Source organism: Streptomyces sp. NBC_00525, from assembly GCF_036346595.1.
Lineage (GTDB): Bacteria > Actinomycetota > Actinomycetes > Streptomycetales > Streptomycetaceae > Streptomyces.
Genome location: NZ_CP107834.1, coordinates 654,566 through 669,304, shown reverse-complemented (window position 1 = coordinate 669,304; position 14,739 = coordinate 654,566). Strand labels below are relative to the sequence as shown.

Below are 14,739 nucleotides of genomic sequence, written 5' to 3'. Positions count from 1 at the left end.
GGGCGGGCCGGTGGATTCCCGCTCGCGCACCGCGTTGTCAGTGGCGCCCGGTAGGTTCTGGGATCAAGAACGGATTGCTTACCGGAGGTTGTTCACGTGACCGACACCGACCTGCTGCCCGAGTCCTGGCGCGGCGTCCTCGGCGAAGAGCTGCAGAAGCCCTACTTCAAGGAGCTCACCGAGTTCGTCGAGGAGGAGCGGTCCGCCGGACCGGTCTACCCGCCGCGGGAGCAGGTGTTCGCGGCCCTGGAAGCGACCCCGTTCGACCAGGTGAAGGTCCTGGTCCTCGGCCAGGACCCGTACCACGGCGAGGGCCAGGGCCACGGCCTGTGCTTCTCCGTGCGGCCCGGTGTGAAGACCCCGCCCTCCCTGCGCAACATCTACAAGGAGATGAAGGAGGAGCTGGGCCTGCCCATCCCGGACAACGGCTACCTCATGCCGTGGGCCCAGCAGGGCGTCCTCCTGCTCAACGCGGTGCTGACCGTCCGTGCCGGCGAGGCCAACTCGCACAAGGGCAAGGGCTGGGAGAAGGTCACCGACGCCGTCATCCGGGCCGTGGCCGAGCGCCCCGACCCGGCGGTCTTCGTGCTGTGGGGCAATTACGCGCAGAAGAAGCTCCCCCTGATCGACACCGAGCGCCATGTCGTGGTGAAGGGGGCGCACCCCTCGCCGCTGTCCGCGAAGAAGTTCTTCGGCTCCCGTCCCTTCACCCAGATAAACGAGGCCGTCGCGAGCCAGGGCCACCAGCCCATCGACTGGCGCATCCCCGACCTCGGCTGAGCCCCGAGCCTCCCCGCGCCCGTCCGCCCCGGCGGCTAGCGTCGGAAGCCGGACCGGCCGCCGGACGCGGGCGGACGGGTGCGAGGGAGGCTGTGGTGACGGAGCGGCGGGAGACGGCGGAGGACCTCTTCACGACCAGGATCGGCCAGGCGGTCATGCTGCTGCACGGCGGCGACCGGGAGGAGGCCCGCAACCGCTTCGCCGCGCTCTGGTCCGATCTCGGCGACGGGGGCGACGGCCTGCACCGCTGCACCCTGGCGCACTACCTGGCCGATACGCAGGACGACCCGGCCGACGAACTGGCCTGGGACCTGCGGGCCCTCACCGCCGCGCGGGCGCTGCCGGACGGGCAGGCGGTACGGGCCTTCTATCCGTCGCTGCACCTCAGTCTCGCCGCCGACTATGTGAAGCTCCGCCGCCCGGCGGCCGCGCGGGACCACCTGGAGCGGGCGCGGGCGGCCTCGGCGGTGCTCGCCGACGACGGCACGGACGACGGTTACGGGGGAGGGGTCCGGGCGGAGATCGACCGGCTGGAACGGCGGCTGCGGGAGTGGTGAGCGCCCATGCGTATGGCGGCGCGCTCCGGGGGCCGGTGCCCGCGCCCCGTCACCGGCCGTAGGCGCGGTCGCAGATCCGGGACTGCGGGCTGCCCGCGGGCCAGTGCCCGTACCCCCGCCCCAGGGCGCACACCCCGCTGCCGCCGCCCGGCGCGGGCAGGGCCGGGGCGGGCGCCGCCGGAACGGTGAGGCGCGGTCGCGGGCGCACCGGGGCCGGACCCCCCTGCGGCAGGCGCGGCCCGGCGGGCCGCGCGGCCGGGGGCGCCGCCGGGAGGTGCGCGGCGGACGGCGCGGCCGCGGCGGAGGAGCGCTTCGCCTTCGGTACCGCCTCCAGCGTGTCGTGGACCGGTGGTCCGGCGGTCTGCGGCGCCAGCTGATGGGCGGGCCGGCCGGTCTCCGGGCGGGGCGGGGCGGCCGGCTGCGGCTGGACGGACACGCACCCCGACAGGGTCGCGAGCGCGAGACCGGCCAGGAGTGTCACGAGGGTTCGGGTTCGCTGCACGTGATCAACTCTGCGGCGCGCGGGCCCCGCCGGTGCGGCTCCGCGCCCCAATTGGCCCGCACGAGTGACGCCGGCCGGCGCCGTGCGGACAAGCCGGAGCCGTGCCGGGGCGGGTCAGTGCCCCAGCATGCCGCGCAGCAGCTCGTCGAAACCGGTGCGCAGCTCCGCCTCGCCCGGTACGGAGCGGTGGTAGGAGCCGGCCGCGCAGGAGAACATCAGCCCCTCGCACCAGGCGACCACGGACAGCGCGTGCCGCTCCGGCTCCGGGGAACCGGCCGCCGTCATCAGCGCCACAAGCGGAGCCCGGAAGCGCAGGCCCGTCGCGTCGAAGAACGCCCGCAGCTCGGGGCGCCGGGTGGCCTCCAGGGCCAGTTCGTACCGGCAGACGAGCAGTTCGCGGTGGTGCGTCAGATAGCGGTGCAGTGCGCGGGCGAGCGCCGCCACCACCTCGCCCCTGCCGTCGGCCACCAACTCGCCCCTGCCCTCGCCCGTGCCGTCGCCCGCCGGGAGCGTGCCCGGCACGAGGACCCGGGCCTCCCGTTCCGCCAGCCGCCGCACCGCCGCCTCCAGCAGGGACTGCCGGGTGCGGGCGTGGTTGGACGTGGAGCCCTGTGGCAGCCCGGCCCGTTCGTCGACCGCGCGATGGGTCAGCCCCCGCATGCCGCGCTCCGCGAGCAGCGCGAGCGCGGCGTCGGCGATCAGATCGGCCCGGTCGGCGCCGGTGGGACGTGCGGTCATGGGAGCAACCTACCCTCGCCACTACAGGTGTAGTATGTGTGGCCGGGTCACTACAGCTGTAGTTGCGGCGGAGGGAAAGCCATGGTCATGCCCCGTGCGGTCGTCATCGGCAGCGGAATCGGCGGCCTCACCGCCGCCGTGGCCCTGCACCGGTCGGGCTGGCGGGTCACCGTGCTGGAACGCGCGGACGCCCTGGAGCCGGTCGGCGCCGGCATCGGCCTCGCCCCCAACGCCCAGCGCGCGCTCGACGTCATCGGCCTCGGCGACGAGATCAGGTCCCTGGCCGCCTGGCAGGGCGAGGGCGGAATGCGCGCGCCGTCCGGCCGCTGGCTCTCGCGCACCGACGCCACCGCCGCCGCCCAGCGGTTCGGCGGCCCGCTCGTCCTCGTCCACCGGTCCGTCCTCATCGACCGCATCGCCGCCCGGCTCCCCGCGTCCGCCGTCCGCACCGGCTGCCCGGCCCGGCTGATCGACCCCGGCACGGCGGGCGGCGCCCCCGCCGTCGTCGGCACGCCGGACGGGACGGTCGAGGCCGAACTCGTCGTCGGCGCCGACGGCATCCACTCCGCCGTGCGGACCGCGATCCTCCCGGACGCCCCCGGCCCCTCCTACGCCGGCTTCACCGCCTGGCGCGCCGTCGTCCCGGCCCCGGACCGCCCGTTCGCGCCGCACGAGACCTGGGGGCGCGGCGCTCTGTGGGGCACCCAGCCGCTCAAGGACGGGCGCATCTACGCCTACGCGGCCGCCGTCTCGCCCGCCGGAGCACGGGCCGACGACGAGCAGGCGGAACTCCTGCGCCGCTTCGGCGACTGGCACGACCCGGTCCCGCAGATCATCGCCGCCACCGCGCCGCAGGAGATCCTGCGCAACGACGTGTACCGCATGGCCCGGCCCCTGCCCGCCTTCCACCGGGGCCGCACGGTTCTCGTCGGGGACTCCGCCCACGCCATGGCCCCCACCCTCGGCCAGGGCGGCAACCAGGCCATCGAGGACGCCGTCGTCCTCGCCCACCACATGGCCCCCGGCCGGGACGTGGGTGCGGGCCTCGCCGCGTACACCGCCGACCGGCTGCCGCGCACCACCGCCGTCGTCCGCAAGGCCGACCGCGTCGCCCGGCTCATGAGTCTCACCGGCGCCCCCGCCGTCGCCGCCCGCGACCTCCTCATGTCCACGGTCTCCCGCCTCGGCCCCGGCCTTCTCCTGCGCACCTTCGACGGGATCGCCGACTGGCGGCCGCCGGGCGGCACGTATGCTGCCGGAACGACGACGGAGGCGCCCGGCACGGCGCTGACCAGCGAGAGGAACACCCTGTGAAGGTCGGCTGCATCGGGCTCGGGGACATCGCACAGAAGGCGTACCTGCCGGTCCTCGGAACCCTGCCGGGCATCGAACCGCATCTGCAGACCCGCAATCCGGCCACTCTGGCCGCCGTCGCCGCCGCGCACCGCATCCCGGCGGACCATTGCCACCACGACCTGGACTCCCTCCTCGCCCAGGGACTCGACGCCGCGTTCGTGCACGCCGCGACCGCCGCCCACCCCGAGATCGTCGGCCGGCTGCTCGAAGCGGGCGTCCCCACGTACGTGGACAAGCCGCTCGCGTACACGCTGGAGGAGTCGACCCGGCTGGTGGAACTGGCCGAGGCGCGCGGCACCGGGCTCGCCGTCGGGTTCAACCGCCGGCTGGCGCCGGGCTACGCCCAGTGCGCGGAGCACCCGCGCGATCTGATCCTGATGCAGAAGAACCGGGTCGGGCTGCCGGAGAATCCCCGGATCATGGTGCTGGACGACTTCATCCACGTCGTGGACACGCTGCGCTTCCTGGTGCCCGGACCCGTCGAGCACACCGTGGTCAGCGGCCGGATCGTGGACGGCCTGCTGCACCACGTCGTGCTCCAGCTCTCCGGCGACGGCTTCACCGCCATCGGCGCGATGAACCGGCTCAGCGGCTCCACCGAGGAGCGTCTGGAGGTCTCCGGCCAGGACTCCAAGCGCGAGGTGCTCAACCTCGCGGAGGTCGTCGACCACAAGGGGCAGCCCAGCCTGCGCCGGCGCGGCGACTGGGTGCCGGTGGCCCGTCAGCGCGGCATCGAGCAGGCGGTGCTGGGGTTCCTGGACGCCGTGCGCGACGGCCGTTCGCCGAGCGCCCGCGACGCCCTGGAGACCCACGAACTCTGCGAACGCGTCCTGCGCGACCTGAACGCGGCGTAGGACCCGGGGCCCGGACGGGGACCTTGCGGTCCGGTCTAGGCCCCCTCGCAGGCCGCCGGACGGGTGCGCCGCCGGGTGCGCGCGGCCCGTACGCCCTCCGCCGTGCAGAAGAGGGCCAGGGCCCCCAGCGCCCCGTACACCGGCCAGTCGCCCAGGCGGACGTACAGCGTCGTGCCCCGCGCCAGCGGCACCCCGTACACGGCGGTGCCGCTGGTGTCCGTGCCGAGCGCGGGCCCGACCGCCTCGCCGCGCGGCCCGTACACCGCGCTGACCCCCGTCAGCGTGGCGTGCACCATGGGCCGGCCGCTCTCCGCCGCCCGCAGCGCGCCCAGCGAGGCGTGCTGCTCCGGGGCCCAGCTGTGCTGGAACGACGAGGTGGAGGACTGGGCGACCAGCAGCGCGGCCCCGTCCCGGACCAGCCGCCGGCTCATGTCGGGGAACGCGGACTCGAAGCAGACCAGCGGGCCGATGCGCAGCCCGTCCGCGCCGGGCACCCGCATCGTGACCGGAGCGGTGCCGCGCAGCCGGTCCTCGCCCGCCGCCCGGCCCATCGAGGTCGCCCAGCCGAGCGCCGAACGGGCCGGGACGTACTCACCGAACGGCACCAGCCGCATCTTGTCGTACCGGTCCCCGGTGAGTCCCTGCGGCCCCACCAGCACCGCCCGCTTGAAGATCCCGGTCCGGCCCGCCGCATCGGTCTGCCGGGCGTCCACGTTCACCAGGAGATCCGCGCCCACCGCCCGCGACAGCGCCGCCAGCCGGTCCGCCGTGCCCGCCCGCCGGGCCGGATCGACGCCGACACTGCTCTCGCCCCACACCACCAGGTCCACGTCCCGCCCCGCGAGCGACCGCGTCAGTTCCTCGCCGAGGGCGAACCTGCGCCGCACGCTGTCCGGACCCGCCACGATCCCCGGCTGCACGACCGCGACCCTCGCCGTCCCCGCCCGTTCGGGCTGCGGCGCCCACATCCAGGCGGCACCGACCAGCACCGCCGCCGCGAGCAGCGAGACAGCGGCCGCGACCCGGGCGGCGGAGTGCACCAGCAGCACGGTCAGCGCGGTGTTCACCGCCACCACCAGCAGGCTCACCAGCCACACCCCGCCCACCGAGGCCAGCCGGAGCGCCGGTGCCACCTGCCACTGGCTCGCCCCCAGCAGCCCCCACGGCCCGCCCAGCGCCTCCCAGGACCTGACCAGCTCGATCATCAGCCAGCCGCAGGGCACCAGGACCACGGCCGCCACCGCCCGCCACCCGGTCACCGGACCCCGCAGCAGCCGGCCCACCAGCACCCCCCACGGCGCCCACAGCAGACCGAGGAGCGCCGCGAGGACCACGATGAACACATGCAGGCTCGGCATCAGCCAGTGGTGCACCGCGATCATGTACCCGGTGCCGCCCAGCCACGCGTCGCGCGCCGCCGCCCGCCCCGAACCGGCGGACCGGACCAGCAGCAGAAGCGGCACCAGGCAGACGTAGGCGAACCACCACAGCGAGGGCGCCGGAAAGGCGAGCGCCGGCAGCGCCCCGGCCGACAGCGCGGCGGCGGCGCGCGCCGCCCTCCGGTCGAGCAGCCCCGCGCCCCGCTCGCGCCAACCGGCCCACGACCCCATGCCGCGCCTCCTCGTTCCGCCCGCCGACAAGCCCGCCCGCCGACCAGTCCGTCCGCCGACCAGTCCGTCCGCCGGCAGGCCCGTCCGCCGTCCGGTCCCGCTCCTGTGCCCAGTGTGGGGCAGCGGACACGGGCCGGCTGTCAGCAGGGGACGACGGCCACCGGACCCATCGCGTGCGTCAGCGTCGTGTGCGCGACCGGCGACAGCCCGAGCCCGAGCGACTCGCCGCCCCGCCGCCGCCCGACCACCGTCAGCGAGGCGGTGGCGGACGCGGTGACCAGGGTGCGGGTCGCGGAGCCGTTGACCGGCTCCTTCATGACCTCGACCTGCGGGTACGCGGCCCGCCGGCCGGCGGTCAGCTCCGCCAGCGAGCGTTCGGCCGCGTCCGCCGCCGCGTTCCGGTCGAACACGGGCCCGCCGGACAGCATCGAGGAGAACATCGTCCAGCCGTGCACGATCCGCAGCCGGGCGCCGGGATGCGCCGCCGCCGTCTCGAACGCGAAGTCCAGCACCCCTTCGCTGCTCTCGTCGGCGGCCACCCCCGCGACGATGTCCGGGAAGACCTCGTCCGGGCCGCCGCCGGGCTCCTCGCCGTCCCGGCCGCCGTGCACGATCACCACCGGGCACTTCGCCATCGACGCCGTCGCCAGGCTGTTGGACCCGAGCATCAGGGACCGGAACCCGCCGAGCCCCCGCGAACCGAGCACCACCAGCGAGGCGTCCCGGCTCAGCGAGACCAGCGCGGCGGCGGGGAAGTCGAGCGGGGCCAGCGTGGTGGGCCGCAGCCCCGGCGCGATCCGGTCCGCCCGGCGCACCGCGGAGGCCAGCAGTTCACCCGCCTCCCGCTCCTGCGCGGCCTGGTCGGCGCGCCGGTCGAGCTGTCGCACATGCACGATCAGCAGGGGCAGGGCGCGTGCGACGGCCTCGCGGGCCGCCCAGTCCAGGGCCTCCAGACTGTGCGTGGAGCCGTCGACCGCCGCGATCACGGGAAGCTCGGTGCCGCTCATGGGTTCCTCTCGCCGATTCGACCTGCTCCGTACGCTACGGCCCCGCGTACCGGGGTGCCGAGGCGGGGGCGGCCGTCCGGGCCGGGGCACGGTGTGCTCCGGTACGCCGTTGTGCCGGTGGGCGGGGCCTTCGGCGCCTATGCTCGCGGAATGGAGCAGAGCGAAGTCGTGAAGCGCGTGGTCGGCATCCTGACCGAGGCGGGCGAGATGCGCCGGCTGCTGGAGGAGAATCCCGACCGCGACGACGCCGACACCGATTCGACCGTGGTCACCGCCCTTCTCAACGAGACGATGCCGAGGATCTCGATCCCGGAGGACGCCACCGTCGAGGACGTGGTGGTGGTTGTCGGTCGCGAGGTCGGCGGTGCGGTGGAACAGCTCGTCGGGGCGTTCACCCTGGCGTTCGCCATGCTGGCCCAGGTGCACGACTCCGGGCAGACCGACGTGACGTCGGCGGACGTGCTCCAGGACCTCGCCCTGCGCGCCGAGCAGTTCGGCGCCGAGGGCCCCGGCGACACGGAGATCTGAACCCCGTCCCGTACCGGCATGCCCCCGTGTCCGCGTTCCCGCCGACGCCCGAGCCCGCCGTCCCGGCCGTGACCGGGGCGGCGGGCCGCAGGGGTCAGCCGCCCGACTCGCCCGCGTGCGGACTGAGCGTGTCGGTGCCCACCAACGCGAAGATCACCACGCCGAGGATGATCCGGTAGATCACGAACGGCATGAAGGACTTGGTGGTAATAAAACGCATAAACCATGCGATGACCGCGTAGCCGACGCCGAAGGCGATGAACGTCGCGAAGATCGTCGGTCCCCAGGCGACATGCCCCTCGCCCGCGTCCTTCAGCTCGAAGACGCCCGAGGCGAGCACCGCGGGGACCGCCAGCAGGAACGAGTAGCGTGCCGCCGCCTCGCGGGTGTAGCCCATCAGCAGACCGCCGCTGATCGTGGCGCCGGACCGCGAGACGCCCGGAACCAGGGCCATCGCCTGGCAGAAGCCGTAGATCAGGCCGTCCTTGACACCCAGTTCGCGCAGGGTCTTGCGTTCCTTGCCGGCCCGGTGCCTGCCGCCCTTCTCGTCGCGCGCGGCCAGCCGGTCCGCGACACCCAGGACGATGCCCATCCCGATCAGCGTGGTGGCGATCAGCCGCAGATCGCGGAACGGGCCCTCGATCTGGTCCTGGAAGGTCAGCCCGAGCACACCGATCGGAATCGAGCCCACGATGACCAGCCAGCCCATCTTGGCATCGTGGTCACCACGCATCGAACGGTCCGTCAGCGACCTGAACCACGCCGAGACGATCCGGGCGATGTCCTTGCGGAAGTAGATGAGGACCGCGGCCTCCGTGCCGATCTGGGTGATCGCGGTGAAGGCCGCGCCCGGGTCTTGCCAGTCGGCGAACGCGGCGGTCAGCCGCAGATGCGCGCTGGAGGAGATCGGCAGGAACTCGGTCAGTCCCTGGACGAGGCCGAGGACGAACGATTCGAACCAGCTCATGGGGCTTGGGCCATCCCGGAGTACTCATGCAGCGGCCGGCGGCGTCGGGCGCCCGGCGGCATGCGGATTGGGGTCGTACGCGGACAGGGCCGTGCCGGGCCCGGTTCCGTCAGTCGGTCGCGGGCAGCGTATCGCCCCCGGATGAACAGCCGGCGACAACCCCCGCGCGCCCCGGCCCGTCACCCGACAGCCGCTCAGCCGCCCAGCCGGTGGCGGCGCCGCCAGGCGACCACCATCGCACCGGCCCCCGTCAGCACGATGAACCCCATCGCCGCGAGGAACGCCGGCGAGGTCGGCGACGACGCCTCACTGCCCGCCACGACGTACGCGGCCGTGTTCGGGATCGACCCCAGGCCGGTCGCCACCAGGAACGCCGGATAGCTCATGCGGGAGACGGCCGCGCAGTAGTTGGCGGCGGCGAACGGCACACCGGGGAACAGCCGCAGCGCCAGCATCGAGCGGAAGCCGTGCCGGCTCAGCTGCCCGTCCGCCGCCCGCAGCCAGCGCCCCCGCACCAGCGTGCGCAACGCGTCCTGGCCCAGGACCCGGCCCAGCAGGAACGAGATCCCCGCGCCCAGCACCGTACCGCCGAGGGCCGCCGCGAGACCCGCCTGCGCGCCGAACAGCGCACCCGCCGCGAGGTTCAGCAGCGGACGCGGCACGAACGCCACCGTGCAGACCCCGTACGCGAGACCGAACAGCACCACCGCGGTGGCACCGCCGCTCAGCTCCCCGATCCGGCCGGACGTCACCAGCCGCTGCGGCTCCAGCAGCAGCATCGCCGTCGCCGCGGCCACCAGTACGGCGACCAGCAGCGAGAACCGGGACCACGGCGAGAGCAGCACCCGCGTGCAGCGCACGGCGAGGCCGGGGGAGGGCCGGGTGGCGGGGACGGCGTCGAGCATTCGGGGAGAGTAACCGACAAACGTGGGTGATCGCCGCAACGCGCCCCGCCCGATCCACCGGGACCCGCCGGGCGGCCCGCGCCCAATCCCCGTACCGCCCGCCGTAATTCGTTCGACGCGGCGGCCGGCCGTCCGCGATGATCGGGGCATGTTCCGGTACGCCTTGCCCGCAGCGCAGTCCGCAGTCGCGGACGCGCCGAAGGCTGCCGTGAACGCCCTCGAAGCAGCGGTCGCCGCTGCCGCGGCGCCCCTCGGCGGCGCCCGAAGCTGACCCTCCCCCGACTGTCTGTCCGGCGGACCCCGCGAGGGGAGGGTCGGCCGGACCACGGGGTCCCACCTCAGCTTCGCATCCCAAGGAATCCACCATGCCCAAGACGGCATACGTGCGGACCAAGCCCCACCTCAACATCGGCACCATGGGCCACGTCGACCACGGCAAGACGACCCTGACCGCCGCCATCACCAAGGTGCTCAGCGACCGCGGCACCGGCTCCTTCGTGCCCTTCGACCGCATCGACCGGGCCCCCGAGGAGGCCCGGCGCGGCATCACCATCAACATCTCGCACGTCGAGTACGAGACCGACACCCGGCACTACGCCCACATCGACATGCCCGGCCACGCCGACTACATCAAGAACATGGTCACCGGGGCCGCCCAGCTCGACGGCGCGATCCTCGTCGTCTCCGCGCTCGACGGGATCATGCCGCAGACCGCCGAGCACGTGCTGCTCGCCCGTCAGGTGGGCGTCGACCACATCGTCGTCGCGCTCAACAAGGCGGACGCCGGCGACCCCGAACTCACCGACCTCGTCGAGCTGGAGGTGCGCGAACTGCTCACCGCGCACGGCTACGGAGGCGACGCGGCGCCCGTCGTACGCGTCTCCGGCCTGCGGGCGCTGGAGGGCGACCCGCGCTGGACAGGGGCCGTGGAGGCGCTGCTCGACGCCGTGGACACCTATGTGCCGACGCCGGTCCGCTACACCGACGCGCCGTTCCTGCTACCGGTGGAGAACGTCCTGACCATCACCGGCCGGGGCACCGTCGTCACCGGCGCCGTGGAGCGCGGCACCGTCCGGGTCGGCGACCGGGTCGCCGTGCTCGGCGCCGACACCGAGACCGTCGTGACCGGCCTGGAGACCTTCGGCAAGCCGATGGAGTCCGCCGAGGCCGGCGACAACGTCGCGCTGCTGCTTCGCGGCATCGAGCGCGACCGGGTGCGCCGCGGCCATGTCGTCGCGGCGCCGGGCAGCGTCACCCCGAGCCGGCGCTTCACCGCGCGGGTGTACGTCCTGTCGGGGCGCGAGGGCGGCCGCACCACCCCGGTCGCCACCGGATACCGGCCGCAGTTCTACATCCGCACCGCCGACGTGGTCGGCGACGTGGACCTCGGCGAGGCGGGCATCGCCCGACCCGGTGAGACGGTCACCCTGACCGTCGAACTGGGCCGGGACATCCCGCTGGAGCCCGGCCTCGGCTTCGCGATCCGCGAGGGCGGCCGCACGGTCGGCGCGGGCACCGTCTCGGAGCTGCTCTGAGCAGCCGCCGCGGACCACGGCCCGCCTCCCCCGGACATCCCGGAGGAGGCGGGCCCCGCACAATGGGGGAGTGAACGAGCCCATCCCCGTCATCCGCGCCGTCGACCACGGCACCGCCCGGCTGCTCCCCGACGTGGACCGCGAACGGGCCTGGCTGCTCACGGTCGACGGCGCACCCCAGTCGTACGTCGATCTGGACGCGCCGGAGCATCTGGAGTTCGAGTACGCCCGGCGGCTCGGCCATGTCGTGGACTGCGCGGCGGTACCGGGCGAACCGCTGGACGTCCTGCACCTGGGCGGCGGCGGGCTCACCCTGCCCCGCTACGTCGCGGCCACCCGCCCCGGCTCCCGGCAGGACGTGGCGGACGCCGACCGGGCCCTGCTCGAACTGGTCGCCGCACACCTGCCGCTGCCCGCCGACAGCGGGGTCACCGTGCACGCGGCGGACGCCCGCGCCCGGCTGGAGGAGACCGCCCCAGGCTCCCTCGACCTGCTCGTCGCGGACGTCTTCGGCGGCTCACGGGTGCCCGCCCACCTCACCTCCGTGCCCTACGCCCGCGCGGCGTCCCGCGCGCTGCGCCCGGACGGCGTCTACGCCGCCAACCTGGCGGACGGACCGCCCTTCGGCTTCCTGCGCTCGCAGCTGGCGACCTTCGCGGCCGTCTTCGACGAGCTGGCGCTGATCGCGGAGCCGGGTGTGCTGCGCGGCCGGCGCTTCGGCAACGTCGTCCTCGTCGCCTCCCGAGCCCCGCTGGACACGGCGGCCCTCGCCCGGCGGTGCGCGGCCGACGCCTTCGCGGCGCGGGTCGAGCACGGCGCGGCGCTGGCCGCGTTCATGAAGGGGGCCCGGCCGGTGGGCGACGAGGACGCGGTGGCCTCACCCGAGCCGCCCGAGGGCGCCTTCCGGATCGGCTGACGCGGGCGGCGCGGGCGGGGCGGCGGCCACCTCGACGGACGCGGTCCGGCGGGTCAGATTGCGTACGTCCGGCACGAACAGCACCGCCGCGGTGACGAGCACGATCAGCGCGGAGCAGCCCCACAGCGCCGTGCCGCGCCCGACCAGGGACTCGACGGGGCCGGCCAGGGCGGTGGCGACCGGCACCATGGCGACCGAGCCGAACCAGTCGTAGGCCGAGACGCGCGACAGCTTCTCCTCGGGGATCTCCTGGTGCATGGCCGTCATCCAGGAGACGCCGAACACCTCGATCGCCGTACCGCTGACGAACATCACCACGCACAGCCAGGTCGCCGAGAGCGGCACGGCCAGCCCGGCCGACGGCAGGGCCAGCGGGAAGACGCAGAGCGTGCCGGCCAGCAGCAGCCGGCGCGGCTTCCACCGCATCATCAGCAGCGCCCCGGCCAGGTTGCCCAGGCCGAACGCGGCGAGCGCGAAGCCCCAGGGCCGGGCGCCGCCCAGCGAGTCGCGGGCGACCAGCGGCCCGTAGACGGCCTCGGCGGCGCCGACCGCGGCCACGACGACGGAGAACTGCGCGACGATGGCCCACAGCCAGGGGCGGCCGGTGAACTCCTTCCAGCCGTCCCGCAGGTCCGCGAGCAGCCCGCCGCCGGGGGCCCGCTCCGGGACGTGGCTGACGTCGAGGAAGGCGCGCAGGGCACCGGCGACGGCGAAGGCGGCGGCGTCCACGGCGAGCACCCAGCCGGGGTCCATGGCCGCGATCATCGCGCCGCCCAGGGCCGCGCCGCCGATCGCGGCGCCCTGGGTGGACATCCGGAAGAGGGCGAAGGCGCGACTCGCCTGCTCGCCGCTGACGCTGGACATCAGCATGCCCTCGGCGGCGGGGCTGAAGAAGGCCTGACCGGTGCCGCACAGCGCGGTGAGCACCATCATCTGCCACAGCCGCGGGTCGCCCGCCAGGACCAGCAGGGCGAACAGGCCCTGCGAGACGCAGTTGAGGGCGTTGGCCGCGACCATCACCCGGTGCCGGGGTATCCGGTCCGCTATCGCCCCGCCGATCAGCAGGAAGAGGACCAGCGGCACGGTCCGGGCGGCGGCGACGAGACCGACGTCACCGCCGCTGCCGCCCGCCTGGAGAACCGCGAACGCCGCCGCGATCAGCGCGCCGTGGGTACCCAGGCCGGTGATGATCGAGGCGGCGGTCAGCAGCCGGTAGTTGCGGCTCGCCGGAACGGGCCGGGTGGAGCGGGGAGCGGGGGCGGCTGCGTCGGTCACCCAGGGACTATCGCGTTCCCGCCCCCGCCACGCAACCGAGTTGCCGGACCGGGCTCAGGACTCGGCCCCGGTCTCGGTGGCCGGCACGATGCGCACCGTGCTCAGGATCTTCTCGATGGTCGCGTTGGGCAGCTCGTCGTCGACGCCCGCCGCGGCGTACAGCACCCAGGAGGAGAACTCGCCCTTGCTGTTCTTGAACGTGAAGGCGTAGGTCTTGCCGTCGGTGGTGCACTTGGAGCGCTTCTTGACGTTGGGCGCGGTGGCGGTGACCAGGCTGCCGGTCAGACCCGACTTGGTGGTGTACTGCTTGGGCTTGCTGATCTTGATGCTCTTCTTGGGCATGTGCTGCGCGAACGCGGCCCAGGCCCAGGTGCCGGCCTCGTTCCGGGCGTTCACGTCGGCGTCCGTCGCGCCCTGGGCGCCTCGGGTGCCGGCCCCGGCCAGGCTGTACTTGTCCTTGGTGCCGTCCTTGTCGGCGTCGTCCGTGCACCACTCCTGCTTGAGGTCCGCCGGGCCGGTGAAGCCGATGAGCGGCGAGCCGTCGTCCTTCTTCTCGTCCTCGAAGTAGGACAGCGTGCCCGGCGAGGACACCTCCCAGTCGCCCGGTACGTCGAACTGCGTGCCCCACTTGGGGTTGGTCACGACCTTCCAGCCCGGAATCTGCGGCTTGGCGTCCTCGCCGCCCCGCGGGTTCTCCTCCGGCGAGGCGGAGGCGGCGGGCTCGGACGGCTTGGCGGACGCGGACGTCTTGCCGCCGCCCGCGACGTTCTTGCCGTCCTTGTCGTCGTCCTTGTTCAGCACGAGGAAGCCGGTGACCCCGGCGGCCACCACGACCGCGGTCGCCGCGACGATGGCGATGATCGTGGTCTTCTTCTTGTCGTTGCCCGGCTGCGCGGGGCCGGGCGGGCCGGGCACCGCGTACTGCGGAACCGTCGGCTGCTGGTACGGGTTGGGCTGTCCGTAGCCCCCCGGCCCCCCCGGCGCGCCCTGCTGCGGGTAGCCGTAACCGGGCTGCTGCCCCGGCTGGCCCTGCTGCTGATATCCCGGCTGCTGATAGGGATTCGGCTGCTGGTACCCCGGCTGCTGGTACGGGTTCTGGTTCTGGTCCTGCGGGTTCTGCTCGCCCCCGGGCGGCTGCTGTCCTGGCCACATGGCCAGTAACGATAGAGGGGCCCCGCGCGGCGTGCCACGTCCGCCCCTGTGTGCGAA

The 14,739-nt window shown here is 74.3% G+C and carries 15 protein-coding genes; 7 read left to right on the top strand and 8 right to left on the bottom strand.

What is annotated here, in order from left to right; all coding sequences use genetic code 11:
- The first annotated feature begins 96 nt into the window (after window positions 1–96).
- Both OG710_RS02805 and OG710_RS02800 read left to right on the top strand, forming a co-directional pair.
- Window positions 97–780 carry a uracil-DNA glycosylase gene (locus OG710_RS02805; RefSeq protein ID WP_330237933.1) on the top strand — a complete coding sequence of 228 codons (684 nt, stop codon included), beginning with the start codon at window positions 97–99 and terminating at the stop codon, window positions 778–780.
- A 95-nt stretch (window positions 781–875) separates the two neighbouring features.
- Window positions 876–1,337 (top strand): hypothetical protein, encoded by a 462-nt coding sequence (locus OG710_RS02800; RefSeq protein ID WP_330237932.1) that lies wholly within the window; start codon window positions 876–878, stop codon window positions 1,335–1,337.
- Window positions 1,338–1,386: 49 nt separating this feature from the next.
- Here OG710_RS02800 and OG710_RS02795 read toward each other — a convergent pair whose 3' ends face one another.
- Together OG710_RS02795 and OG710_RS02790 are read right to left on the bottom strand one after the other, a co-directional pair.
- Entirely contained in the window at window positions 1,387–1,839 is a 453-nt protein-coding gene (locus OG710_RS02795) for a hypothetical protein (RefSeq protein ID WP_330237931.1), read from the bottom strand.
- Window positions 1,840–1,953: 114 nt separating this feature from the next.
- Window positions 1,954–2,577, bottom strand: coding sequence for a TetR/AcrR family transcriptional regulator (locus tag OG710_RS02790; protein ID WP_330237930.1), 624 nt, complete (start codon window positions 2,575–2,577; stop codon window positions 1,954–1,956).
- A gap of 81 nt (window positions 2,578–2,658) precedes the next feature.
- Here OG710_RS02790 and OG710_RS02785 point away from each other — a divergent pair, with 81 nt between their 5' ends.
- Window positions 2,659–3,891 carry an FAD-dependent monooxygenase gene (locus tag OG710_RS02785; RefSeq protein WP_330237929.1) on the top strand — a complete coding sequence of 411 codons (1,233 nt, stop codon included), beginning with the start codon at window positions 2,659–2,661 and terminating at the stop codon, window positions 3,889–3,891.
- On the top strand, window positions 3,888–4,787 hold the full coding sequence (locus OG710_RS02780) for a Gfo/Idh/MocA family protein (RefSeq protein WP_330237928.1): 900 nt from the start codon (window positions 3,888–3,890) through the stop codon (window positions 4,785–4,787). The genes OG710_RS02785 and OG710_RS02780 overlap by 4 nt, the downstream gene beginning before the upstream one ends.
- Window positions 4,788–4,822: 35 nt before the next feature.
- Here OG710_RS02780 and lnt read toward each other — a convergent pair whose 3' ends face one another.
- Together lnt and OG710_RS02770 are read right to left on the bottom strand one after the other, a co-directional pair.
- Window positions 4,823–6,397 carry an apolipoprotein N-acyltransferase gene (gene lnt / locus OG710_RS02775; RefSeq protein WP_330237927.1) on the bottom strand — a complete coding sequence of 525 codons (1,575 nt, stop codon included), beginning with the start codon at window positions 6,395–6,397 and terminating at the stop codon, window positions 4,823–4,825.
- Between the two features lie 140 nt (window positions 6,398–6,537).
- Entirely contained in the window at window positions 6,538–7,404 is an 867-nt protein-coding gene (locus OG710_RS02770; protein WP_330237926.1) for a universal stress protein, read from the bottom strand.
- A gap of 150 nt (window positions 7,405–7,554) precedes the next feature.
- Here OG710_RS02770 and OG710_RS02765 point away from each other — a divergent pair, with 150 nt between their 5' ends.
- On the top strand, window positions 7,555–7,932 hold the full coding sequence (locus OG710_RS02765; protein ID WP_111334193.1) for a hypothetical protein: 378 nt from the start codon (window positions 7,555–7,557) through the stop codon (window positions 7,930–7,932).
- Window positions 7,933–8,026: 94 nt separating this feature from the next.
- On the opposite strand, the gene OG710_RS02760 is transcribed toward OG710_RS02765, so the two are convergent.
- The gene (locus OG710_RS02760; RefSeq protein WP_330237925.1) at window positions 8,027–8,899 is read right to left on the bottom strand and encodes an undecaprenyl-diphosphate phosphatase; all 873 of its coding nucleotides are present in this window, start codon (window positions 8,897–8,899) and stop codon (window positions 8,027–8,029) included.
- A 194-nt stretch (window positions 8,900–9,093) separates the two neighbouring features.
- Window positions 9,094–9,804: a TVP38/TMEM64 family protein gene (locus OG710_RS02755; RefSeq protein ID WP_330237924.1), complete on the bottom strand. Its 711-nt coding sequence runs from the start codon at window positions 9,802–9,804 to the stop codon at window positions 9,094–9,096.
- A gap of 365 nt (window positions 9,805–10,169) precedes the next feature.
- On the opposite strand from OG710_RS02755, the gene tuf reads away from it, so the two are divergent.
- A complete protein-coding gene (gene tuf / locus OG710_RS02750; protein WP_111334349.1) occupies window positions 10,170–11,339 on the top strand; it encodes an elongation factor Tu in 1,170 nt (389 codons plus the stop codon).
- 70 nt (window positions 11,340–11,409) lie between these two features.
- The gene (locus OG710_RS02745; RefSeq protein WP_330237923.1) at window positions 11,410–12,255 is read left to right on the top strand and encodes a spermidine synthase; all 846 of its coding nucleotides are present in this window, start codon (window positions 11,410–11,412) and stop codon (window positions 12,253–12,255) included.
- Here OG710_RS02745 and OG710_RS02740 read toward each other — a convergent pair.
- Both OG710_RS02740 and OG710_RS02735 read right to left on the bottom strand, forming a co-directional pair.
- A complete protein-coding gene (locus tag OG710_RS02740) occupies window positions 12,217–13,530 on the bottom strand; it encodes an MFS transporter (RefSeq protein WP_330237922.1) in 1,314 nt (437 codons plus the stop codon). The genes OG710_RS02745 and OG710_RS02740 overlap by 39 nt on opposite strands.
- A 54-nt stretch (window positions 13,531–13,584) precedes the next feature.
- Window positions 13,585–14,682 (bottom strand): hypothetical protein, encoded by a 1,098-nt coding sequence (locus OG710_RS02735; protein WP_330237921.1) that lies wholly within the window; start codon window positions 14,680–14,682, stop codon window positions 13,585–13,587.
- Window positions 14,683–14,739 lie beyond the last annotated feature (57 nt).